The organism is Rhodococcus sp. EPR-147, from assembly GCF_001647185.1.
Lineage (GTDB): Bacteria > Actinomycetota > Actinomycetes > Mycobacteriales > Mycobacteriaceae > Rhodococcoides.
Map to the genome: position 1 here is coordinate 1 of NZ_LVCU01000092.1, position 10,451 is coordinate 10,451.

The following is a 10,451-nucleotide window of genomic DNA, read 5'->3' on the forward strand; positions in this document are numbered from 1 at the left end:
CGCATGCCCCTCCGGATGAACGAGACCATGTTGATCGCGGCACCGATGTTCCACAGCTGGGGGTTGGCGGCACTACAGATCAGTACGCCGCTGCGCGCCACGGTGGTTCTTCAGGATCGATTCGATCCGGAGGACTGCTTGCGGGCTATCGAGGCGCACCGTTGCACCTCGCTGATCGCAGTTCCGATCATGCTGCAGCGGATACTCGACCTGCCCGACGAGGTCCGATCACGCTACGACACTTCGAGCCTGCGCGTCGTCGCATGCAGTGGGTCGGCATTGACCGGATCGACCGTGAGCCGCTTCATGGACGTCTTCGGTGACGTCCTCTACAACTTCTACGGTTCCACCGAGGTCTCGTGGGCAACGATCGCCACCCCCGAAGACTTGCGCGCCGCCCCCGCCACTGCCGGGCGCCCTCCGCTGGGTACGACGGTCGCGGTACTCGACGCGGACGGTACTGCCGTTCCGGTGGGAACCCTCGGCCGAATCTTCGTCGGCAACGACATGCTCTTCGACGGGTACACCAACGCCCAACCGCCGTCGACGGCGTCCGCCCGCGGAGCTGCGCTGATGGATACCGGCGACCTGGGGTACATCGACTGCAACGGGCGGCTGTTCGTCTGCGGCAGGGACGACGAGATGATCATTTCCGGAGGCGAGAACGTCTTTCCCGGCCCCGTCGAGGATGCCATCGCCAATCTTCCTCAGGTCGGCGAGGTCGCGGTCGTCGGTGTGCCCGACAGCGAATACGGGCAGCGTTTGGCCGCATTCGTCGTCGGCCGCGGATCAGCGGGCCTCGATGCGGACATGGTGCGCGCCTACATCCGAAACCGTTTGAGCCGCTTCTGCGTTCCCCGTGACATCACATTCCTCGACGAACTGCCCCGAACCGCGACCGGCAAGGTGATGAAGAGGATGCTGATCGAGCCGCCTACCGCCGCTGGGATGTAATCGTCATTCGACGGCACGGGCAGCAATGGCCCAGAGCCGTTCGGCGACATCGAGATCGAGGGCGTACGAGGCCACGGAGTTCGCCAGTTCGGTGATGTCGGTAGGTCTGTGATCGACGGCGATCGCTTCCCGATTGTCGTTGAAGTAGCGGCCACCGATGCCATCCAGTTGTCCACTGGTAGCGACCATCACGGATGTCGACGCGCCTTGCGCCGGGGTCTTCTGCAGTTCGATGGGAGTGGCGAGCGTGCCACCGACATGGCGTTGCAGAGAGGTCGCGATTGCTCCCGGGTTCACGGAGTTGACCGTGATTCCGTCGTCCGCCCACCGTGAGGTCGCGGCCACTCCGAACAGAACGACGGCAGTCTTGGACTGACCGTAGGCCTGCAGCGGGTCGTAGGGCCGGAAGCGAAAGTCGATGTCGTCGAACACTACCGGCGAGAACAGGTGAGCCGAGGAAGACACCGACACCACGCGCGCACCGTCGGCGAGCCGCAGGGCGTCGTGAAGGCCAGTCGTGAGGGCGAAGTGGCCGAGGAAATTGGTCGCGAACTGCCTTTCCCACGAGTTCTCGACCAGGGTCAGCTCTTGGATGGCCATGACACCCGCGTTGTTGACGAGCAGATCCAGGGGCTCGTCCCACGCGTCGACGAAGGCTCTCACCGATGCGGTGTCGGTGAGGTCGAGCTCGCGTACGTCCATCTCGGAATTTTCGGTGTCGGCGACGATCTCCGCGGCGACTCTCCTGGCGGCGACGACGTCGCGGACAGCGAGTGTGACCTGTGCTCCGCGGCGAGCGAGCGTCCGAGCGGTCTCGATTCCGATGCCCGACGCGCCCCCGGTGACGATGGCGCGATTGCCTGACAGATCGATGCCTTCGCTGACTTCGTCGGCGGTGGCGTCGGCACCGAACGGTGTGACGATTCTCGTCATTTCGCACTCCTTCTCGTGAATCCGCTGTGTGCGGCACTCCCAGAGTGAGGTACTCCCAGGAACCATCACGAGCCCGCGGCATCCTGGGTTCGTGCGGGCTACTCATCACCCGGGTTCCGGATCTACGGTGGAGCGATGGACAACCACGAGGCGCTCGGTGGGTACCTTCGAGCGCGCCGCGAGCAGCTCGACCCCGAGGATGTAGGCCTCATCGGTGGTGGGCGGCGTCGCGTTCGCGGTCTGCGCCGCGAGGAGGTCGCAATGCTTGCGGGAATCAGCACCGATTACTACGTTCGGCTCGAGCAGGGCCGCAACCAGACTCCGTCGACGCAGGTGCTCGACGCCCTGGCCGCGGTGTTGCGTCTCGACGCCGACAGCACTGCGTACCTGCACGCTCTGGCCACTCCCCCTACTTCGGCCCGCCGTCCAGCGAGGAGGAGGGAGCGAGTGTCGGCCGGAACTCTTCGCTTTCTCGACGCGTTGCCGATGCCGGCGTTGATTCACGATCGCCGCTTCACGGTGCTGGCCGCGAATCGAATGGCAACGGCGTTGTCTCCCAACAACTCCCCCGGGGTCAACCTGCTCCGTGCGGTATTTCTCGATGCCGACGAGCGAGAGTTGCACCGCGACTGGAGCCGCGTCACCACCGACGCCGTGGCTGGAATTCGGGCTGTCTCGGCGACGCATCTCGACGACGAGGTTCTCACCGCCCTGGTCGGCGAACTGTCGATCGCGAGCGCGGTGTTCAGGCAGCTGTGGGCGCGCCACGACGTACACCTGAGAACGGGCGGCACCAGCCTTCTCGATCACCCCGAGGTCGGCCCCCTCGACCTTCGGCACGAGAAACTGACCGTTGCGGGTACCGATGGCCAGACCCTGGTTGCCTATCACGCCGAACCGAACACCCCCTCGGCCGATGCGTTGCAGCTCTTGGGCACCCTCGCCGCCCACGCACACCGTTAGGAGTCGCTCGGTCGCCGCATGTCGCCGATCGTTCACTCAGTACCGCGCTTTGTATCTACAATCTCAGTTGCTTGACTATTCAGAATCTGAGATTGTTGATCGCAGACACGGGAGGAACGCGAATCGATATGTCGAAGGCATCGGAAGGCCCCCGAGTGGGAAGGCCCTCGCAGGAACGGGGCGAGCATTCTTCCTTTCTTCAGCTGTTCCTCGAAGCAACTCGTACAGAACAAGTCTCCGACGACACACAACCTGCGCGCGACGACCGTGACGGAGGGACAGTGTCTCTGCGCTGAGCGGAGCGAAACACACCTACGTCCCGGTTCCACCACCCGAGCAGGTCCCGGGTCTCATAATCGACAGAGGCCGGTCGGGATTCGAGGATGAGGATCGGAGACATCATGGACACATCGTTGGCAGTCTTTGCCGTGGTCGCAGGCTTCGCAGTCGTTCTGGGTGCCTTCGTATCGATCGCACGCTTACTTCGCTCGCGCATGCGGCGCGGCAGTTTTCACGGAATCGAAAGCGCTGTCGGAGGATCGGCCTTCATGGGCTCGCCGCGCGAGCGTGGCATCACTCCCCCTGATCACGGTGATCCACGCACGCACACCGAACAGAGCGAGCCGCGACCGACTTCGCTTCGGCCTAGGGTTCCGCTGGAACCCCGGCCATGAGCAGACGAAGGAGAGAAACCACCATGATCGACGACGAGGCCACGAGTCGGAACAGGGGTCCGCGCTTCGAGGACGGGCTCGAGGTCCGTCGAAACGTGATGGGCCACGAGTACGTCGAGAAGGCGTTTGCCAGTGCCGCCGACACCGACTCCGCTGCCCTGCAGGACTTCGTCACCGACACCGTGTGGGGCGGCGTGTGGACGCGGCCCGGCCTCGACAACCGCAGTCGGAGCCTGCTCAACCTCGGCATCCTCATCGCGCTACGCGCCCACGAGGAACTCGCAGGACACGTACGCGGAGCTCTCCGCAACGGCCTCACCCGAACTGAAATCACCGAAACTGTCGTCCACACGGCGGGGTACTGCGGTGCGCCTGCTGCGCTGGCTGCGATGCGCGTCGTGCAGAAGGTGCTCGATGCCGAACTGGGTCCGCTGGTGCCCGCGAAGGACGACGAACGAGCCGAATGACCGACGGCGGCACCCGCGCATAGTGTCGACGAAGTGGGTACACCGGATGCATGCCGGAACTACCCGAAGTCGAAAACGCCCGACAGGTCGTCGAGAAAGCTCTCGGTCGCGTCATCGTCGACATCGATGACACCGACACGTTCGAGTGCCGACCTCATATGCCGGGCGACATTGCCGGCGCACTGATCGGCGGGAAACTCACCGAGGCTCGTCGACGCGGTAAGGCGATGTGGTGCGAGACCGTCACGGCCGACGGCTCGAGCGGGCCGACCCTCGGCATACACCTGGGCATGGGTGGGCGCGTCATCGTCACCGCTCCCGACGGCGAGCGGACGTCGCAGTACGGAGGTGGCGATCCCCATGTCGGCGAGCGCCCGACCGACAAGCCGGAGTGGACTCGGTTCTCCATGACGTTCGACGACGGTGGACAGCTCCGACTCTTCGACAAGCGCCGACTCGGTCGGGTTCGACTCGAACCCGACATCGACGCTCTCGGTCCGGATGCCGCGGAGATCACGCGCGACGATTTTCGCCATCGAATCGGTTCCAGCGGTGCACCTCTCAAGGCACGCCTGCTCGATCAAGCGGCGATAGCGGGGGTCGGCAATCTACTGGCCGACGAGGTGCTGTGGCAGAGCGAGCAATCCCCGTCCAGGCGGGCCAACACGCTCACGACGGAGGAGCTCGACGAGCTTCGCGTTGTTCTGCGTCGCGCTGTTCGATCGGCCACGAAGAAAGGTGGAGTGCACACCGGGGAGATCATTCCGTTCCGAAAGACGGATGCGGCGTGCCCGCGATGTGGTGCCCCGATGGCACGCGGAACGGTGGGCGGCCGCACAACCTGGTGGTGTTCTCGTGAACAATCCTGATCCGATCCATCGCGCGGGACGAGCTCGATAATGCTGTAAGACAGCATTTTTCGAAATTGTCACCCGAGATCGCATTCAGCGAAGACTCACGGGACGCCGACCTCCCCGACGAGGCGCGCACCGAACTCGTAGCGAACAAGCTGCCGCCGGTTCCCGCGAGCTTCGCCGTGGAGTCGACCGCACGGCCACCTTCACGTCGACGGATTCCCGGCGGCGTTGGATGCCGATAGAGAGTGTCGACGCCACAGCGTTGTACGGCTGAGCTGAGGCTGTGCGTCCCAGAAGAGTCGTTGGGTCAGGACGTCGCTTCGACCGCGAGGCGACCCAGTGTGTCGTTCAGCTGATCCTCGGTGACCAGAGGGAACTTGATCTGCTCGAGCAACTTCTTGTCCGTGACCTTGGACCAGTCGTAGGTATGACGGACCAGCGTCTCGTTCGGGCCCTGAGACTCGAGCTCCCACAGCCATTCCCAGCCGGGAGGCTCGTTGCCTGCGGGTGCCGTCGTCCATGCGACCAGCTTGTCCTTGATGTAGCCCGTCACATGGTTGTCGGTCTGGTACTCGCCGCCCATGTGATCGCCCTGCATGTTCATCGTGAACTTCTCGCCGACCTTCTGAATTCGGTCGGCATGGTCGACGCTTCGTACGAAGCCTGATCCATCGAGCGCCTGATGCCGCTCGGGGTTGGTCAGCACGTCGAAAACAGCGTCGACGGGAGCTTCTATGGTTCGTTCGACTGTGACTTTCGTGTTGTCGGTCATTCTTCCTTTGTGCCCAGAGTTCGACACGTTCAATCGCGGCACCGCCGGAAGATTCGATCGAACCGTCGTCACACCTCGTCCCAGCTGGGCTTTTTCGTCGACGGCTCTGCAGTTCGGGGCCACTTCGCCCACCCACCTGACTCTGCAGTTGATGGTAGGCTAGCCTAACTCTCGGCCCGGGGTGATCGATCGCGTACGACGTGAATCCCCGGTGGCCACGTACAAGGCGAGGCACTGTGCCACTTCGTCGGAGCAGAAACATGGAGATGAGCCAATGCGGGTAGTGCTGTTCGGTTTCCAGACTTGGGGTCACAAGACGTTGCAGACGCTCGTGGATTCACGCCACGACGTCGTCGCGGTAGTGACGCATCCGGTCAGCGAGCAAGCGTACGAGAGCATTTGGTCCGATTCCGTCGAAGATCTCGCACGCAATCACGGCATCGAGGTGTACTTGGCGAAGCGCCCCGACAAAGCCTTGGAGGAACGTCTGCAGCTGTGGGCACCGGACATCATCGTTGCGAACAACTGGCGGACCTGGTTGCCTCCCGAGATTTTCGCGATGCCTCCGCACGGCACGGTCAACCTGCACGACTCATTGCTTCCCGCCTTCACCGGATTCTCTCCGGTGATCTGGGCGCTGATCAGTGGTGCCGCCGAGACCGGACTGACGGCGCACCGAATGGACGGCGAACTCGACACCGGCGATGTCATCACCCAACGAGCGGTTCCGATCGGACCGAGGGACACCTCCACCGATCTCGTCGAGGCGACGATCGACTTGATCCCCGAGGTGCTGCTGGACGCACTCGAGAGTATCGAGAACGGCACGGCCACATGGACTCCGCAGGACCTGACGAAACGAACGTTCTTCCACAAACGACACGAGTCGGACAGCTGCATCGACTGGACCTGGCCCGCCGAGGACCTGGACAGATTGGTTCGTGCGATGTCCGATCCCTATCCCAACGCCTACACCTTCCACAAAGGCCGAAAGCTTCGAATCATCACTGCTCACGTCTCGGACGGTATCTACGGCGGAACACCCGGTCGGATATTCATCAGGGAGGGCGCGGGAATGGTGATCGTGTCCGGCCCCGAAGCCCACCGCGGCACCAACCACGGACTCGTCATAGATCGCGTGCGCACCGAAAGTGGGGACGATGTCGATGCGCTCGACTATTTCGTGACCGGCGGCGGCTACCTCACGCCCACGGCATGAAGGACGAGGTGACAGGCGGGCGAATCGTCCGTCGAACACTGACGCGCAACAAGCGCAGAGTGAGCATCGGAACACTGCTCATCTGCATCCACCAGCTTGCCGAGACTGCAGTTCCGATCGCGTTGGGGTGGATCATCGACTCGGCGATTTCCTCGGGCGACGTCCCCTGGTTCGTCCTCTCGATCGTCGGACTTGCAGCGTTGTTTCTTTGTCTGACAACGGCTTATCAGTTCGGTATGCGGTTCCTCAACGTCGCTCTGCAGCACGAGGCGCACCGCATACGAATGGAGGTCACCGGTCGAATTCTCGATCCGCGTGGCCTGGACACAACCCTGCGGGGTGGTGAGCTACTGACCATTTCCAGTACCGACGCCGAACAGTCGGCATGGTTCCTGGATCTGTTCCCGCGCATCGCGGCTGCTGCCACCGCCGTCGTCGCCACGGCCATTGCGTTGATGGTCATCGACGTGCCGTTGGGACTCGCCATCTTCATCGGCACCCCGATCTTCGTCGCCGTGCTTCAGCTCGTCGCACCGCGGGTGACCAGGCGGGCAGCCGAGCAGCAGCGAACGGTCGCCGAGGCGACTGCGCTGGCCACCGACCTCGTCAGCGGGCATCGGTCGATCGAAGGTATCGGCGCGGAAACTGTAGCGGCGACGCGCTATCGACAAGCCAGCGCGAAAGCCCTCGGTGCAGCACTGCTCACGGCGAGATCGCTGGCGACGCAATCGGGGATCACCACCGGCGTGAGCGCGGTGGTTGCTGCATCCGTCGCGGGGCTAGCCGGCTACTTCGCTCTCATCGGACGCATCACCGTCGGAGAATTGATTGCCGTCGTCGGTCTGGCGCAATTCCTCATCGAACCACTGGGTGTGTTGTCCTCCACCCCGGCGATCATCGCCCGGGCGCGGGCGTCGGCCGATCGCGTCGCCCTGGTACTGGGAGCGGATCGAATTCTGCACCACGGCAACCAGCACATCACCGGCAAGCGGCTCGATCTCGGACTCCGCGGCGTCACGCACCGGTCATTGCAGAAGATCGACCTCGACATCGCGGCTGGGGAGACAGTCGGAATCCTGGCGTACGGGTCCGAGGACGCCGAGTCGATCGTGGCCGTTCTGTCCGGGCAGGTTTCGGCTGCCGACGTCAGCGGCGATGTTCTGATCGCAGGCACGCCCACCCGCGACATCGAACTCGCGCAGGTCCGAGCAGCAATCGTGGTCGAACCACACGTCTCCGACCTGTTCGCCGACACGGTGAAGAACAACATCACCGCCGGACGCGGATACACCGACCGACAGCTCGACGGAGCGCTTCGCGCCTCGGGTGCAGACCAGATCGTCGACAGTCATACCGACGGTCTCGAACAGCGGCTGACCGAGAGGGGTGCCAATCTGTCCGGGGGACAACGACAGCGCATCGCGCTGGCACGGGCCCTGTTCGCCGAGCCTCCCGTACTGGTGCTGCACGAACCGACCACCGCAGTCGATTCGGTCACCGAACACACCATCGCTCGGGGTATCGCGACTCTTCGTCACGGGCCGAACGTACGGACCCCGAAAACGACGATCATCGTGACCAGCAGTCCTGCATTGCTGTCCGTGGCTCACCGGGTAGTGGTGATACGTGACGGCCGAATCGCGGCGGACGCACCCCATTCAGTTCTCCTCGAACGGGCCGAGGGCTACGCGGAGGCGGTGCTGCGATGACCGACGACACCCGTCTGCCCGTCGCAACCGCCGGACGATCGTGGTCGTGGCTACGCGGACAACTCGCGGCCAGGCCAGGGCTCGTTGCCCTGACTCCATTTGTCGGCATCGTCTCCGCCGTCTCGGCTCTGGCACCGATCCTGATTCTCGGTCGCCTCGTCGACGAGGTCGTCGCGGGCGGGCCGCCGGGCCGGATCGTGATGGTGGTGGTTCTGGTCATGATCGCCGCAGGCGTCAACGGGGTGTTCGCCGGACTGATGGCTTACCTCGTGGCGAAACTGGGCGAAGGCGTGGTGGCACAGCTGCGCGAGCAGGTGGTGACCCGAGTTCTCGCCCTCCCCACCCGCACGGTGGAACGGGCGGGACGCGGAGATGTGCTCTCGCGCATCAGCGATGACGTGTCCCAGGTGACCCGCGCCGTCAACGGCGTACTCCCTGCCGTGGTGAACGCGGTGTTGTTGATCGGGGTGTCCGTCGTGACGATGTACGGCATCGACTGGCGTCTCGGGCTGGCCGGCAGCTTGGCACTACCGTTGTACGTCACCGCTCTTCGGTGGTATCTGCCGCGCAGCGGCCCTCTCTACGCTGCCGAACGGGCCGCGATGGGCGATCGTTCGCAGGCGCTGATCAGCAACATCCAAGGCGCGCGCACGGTGCGCGCGTACCGCCGCGAAGACACTGCTGTCGCGTCCGTGGAGACGGAATCCGAACGCGCCAGGGACTTCTCCATCGCCACGTTCACACTGCTGACTCGCTTCGTCGGCAAGGAGAACCGCGCGGAACTGGTGGGTCTCACCATCATCCTGAGTACTGGGTTCTTATTGGTCAGAGGCGATCTCGTGACTCTGGGCGCAGTCACCGCTGCAACGTTGATGTTCCATCGACTGTTCAACCCGCTCGGTACGGTGCTGTTCCTGTTCGACGATATCCAATCCGCCGGTGCCAGCCTCGATCGTCTCGTCGGCGTGGTCGACATGGCATCGACTCGAACGACAGGGATCGACGCCGAACCTGTCGACGCGACGTTGGAACTATCCGACGTCACGTACGCCTACTCCACCGGGGGCGACGTTCTGCACGGAATTTCGCTCAGCGTTCCCGCCGGAAGTACGGTGGCAGTGGTCGGCTCGACCGGTGCCGGAAAGACGACTGCCGCGCTTCTCGCAGCCGGGTCCCTCGAGCCCGACCGCGGCTCGGTCACGTTGGGCGGCATCCCGTTACGTGATCTCGGTACCGACCGACTCAGGAGGCACATCTCGATCCTCTCGCAGGACGTCCACATCAGTGCCGGCCCTCTCGCCGACGATCTGAGGCTCGCGGACGCGGATGCCGACGACGCCGCTCTGTGGGACGCCCTCGATCGGGTCCGAGCTGCCGACTGGGTCCGGGCTCTGCCGGAGGGCCTCGACACACGCATCGGGGAGAACGGGCATCCGCTCAGTGCATCCCAAGGGCAGCAGCTCGCACTGGCGAGACTGATCCTGTCCGATCCCCCGGTCGCAATACTCGACGAAGCGACCGCGGAGGCCGGCAGTAGCGGAGCCCGCCTGCTCGAAGAAGCCGCATCGGCGGCGACCGAGGGCCGGACCACGGTGATCGTGGCGCACCGGCTGACGCAGGCCGTGGCAGCAGACACGGTCGTGGTGCTCGAGCACGGCCGTGTCGTGGAATCCGGCACCCACGCCGATCTCGTGACAGCAGACGGCCGATATGCGCGTCTCTGGTCGGCATGGTCGGGCAGAACAGATGTCGAGTAGACGCACCCACGACGAGGAGACCCGGATGACCATGCTCGACGCACCTCGAATCACCCCCGCACAGAGAGCCGTCTGGACCGCCGCGCAGATCGACGCAGGCGAGGGCACGTACTCGCTGGCGTGGCGACTCGAGCTCCCCACGACCA

General features: G+C 64.2%; 9 protein-coding genes. 7 read left to right on the forward strand and 2 right to left on the reverse strand.

Going from position 1 to position 10,451, the window contains the following annotated elements; translation table 11 throughout:
* Positions 1-954: AMP-binding protein (locus A2J02_RS04515; protein ID WP_156516089.1), on the forward strand; the 954-nt coding region annotated here is incomplete at its 5' end.
* Positions 955-957: 3 nt separating this feature from the next.
* Here the strand turns inward: A2J02_RS04515 and A2J02_RS04520 are convergent.
* Complete coding sequence (locus tag A2J02_RS04520) at positions 958-1,887, reverse strand: SDR family NAD(P)-dependent oxidoreductase (protein ID WP_068047332.1); 930 nt, start codon at positions 1,885-1,887, stop codon at positions 958-960.
* Between the two features lie 135 nt (positions 1,888-2,022).
* Between A2J02_RS04520 and A2J02_RS04525 the strand changes: the two genes are divergently transcribed.
* The 3 genes from A2J02_RS04525 to A2J02_RS04540 all read left to right on the forward strand — a co-directional run bounded on the left by A2J02_RS04525 (position 2,023) and on the right by A2J02_RS04540 (position 4,860).
* A complete protein-coding gene (locus A2J02_RS04525; RefSeq protein ID WP_068047335.1) occupies positions 2,023-2,850 on the forward strand; it encodes a helix-turn-helix domain-containing protein in 828 nt (275 codons plus the stop codon).
* 697 nt (positions 2,851-3,547) lie between these two features.
* Positions 3,548-3,991, forward strand: a complete 444-nt coding sequence (locus A2J02_RS04535) for a carboxymuconolactone decarboxylase family protein (protein WP_068047341.1) — start codon at positions 3,548-3,550, stop codon at positions 3,989-3,991.
* A 50-nt stretch (positions 3,992-4,041) separates the two neighbouring features.
* Positions 4,042-4,860: an Fpg/Nei family DNA glycosylase gene (locus A2J02_RS04540; protein WP_068047343.1), complete on the forward strand. Its 819-nt coding sequence runs from the start codon at positions 4,042-4,044 to the stop codon at positions 4,858-4,860.
* 295 nt (positions 4,861-5,155) lie between these two features.
* Here the strand turns inward: A2J02_RS04540 and A2J02_RS04545 are convergent, their stop codons facing one another.
* The gene (locus tag A2J02_RS04545; RefSeq protein WP_068047344.1) at positions 5,156-5,620 is read right to left on the reverse strand and encodes an SRPBCC family protein; all 465 of its coding nucleotides are present in this window, start codon (positions 5,618-5,620) and stop codon (positions 5,156-5,158) included.
* Positions 5,621-5,894: 274 nt separating this feature from the next.
* Between A2J02_RS04545 and A2J02_RS04550 the strand changes: the two genes are divergently transcribed.
* Genes A2J02_RS04550 through A2J02_RS04560 form a run of 3 tightly spaced genes read left to right on the forward strand, consistent with a single transcriptional unit; the run spans position 5,895 to position 10,305 of the window.
* Positions 5,895-6,839: a methionyl-tRNA formyltransferase gene (locus A2J02_RS04550; RefSeq protein WP_068047345.1), complete on the forward strand. Its 945-nt coding sequence runs from the start codon at positions 5,895-5,897 to the stop codon at positions 6,837-6,839.
* On the forward strand, positions 6,836-8,548 hold the full coding sequence (locus A2J02_RS04555) for an ABC transporter ATP-binding protein (RefSeq protein WP_068047346.1): 1,713 nt from the start codon (positions 6,836-6,838) through the stop codon (positions 8,546-8,548). Before A2J02_RS04550 ends, A2J02_RS04555 begins: the two co-directional genes overlap by 4 nt.
* Positions 8,545-10,305 (forward strand): ABC transporter ATP-binding protein, encoded by a 1,761-nt coding sequence (locus A2J02_RS04560; protein ID WP_068047351.1) that lies wholly within the window; start codon positions 8,545-8,547, stop codon positions 10,303-10,305. The genes A2J02_RS04555 and A2J02_RS04560 overlap by 4 nt, the downstream gene beginning before the upstream one ends.
* Positions 10,306-10,451 lie beyond the last annotated feature (146 nt).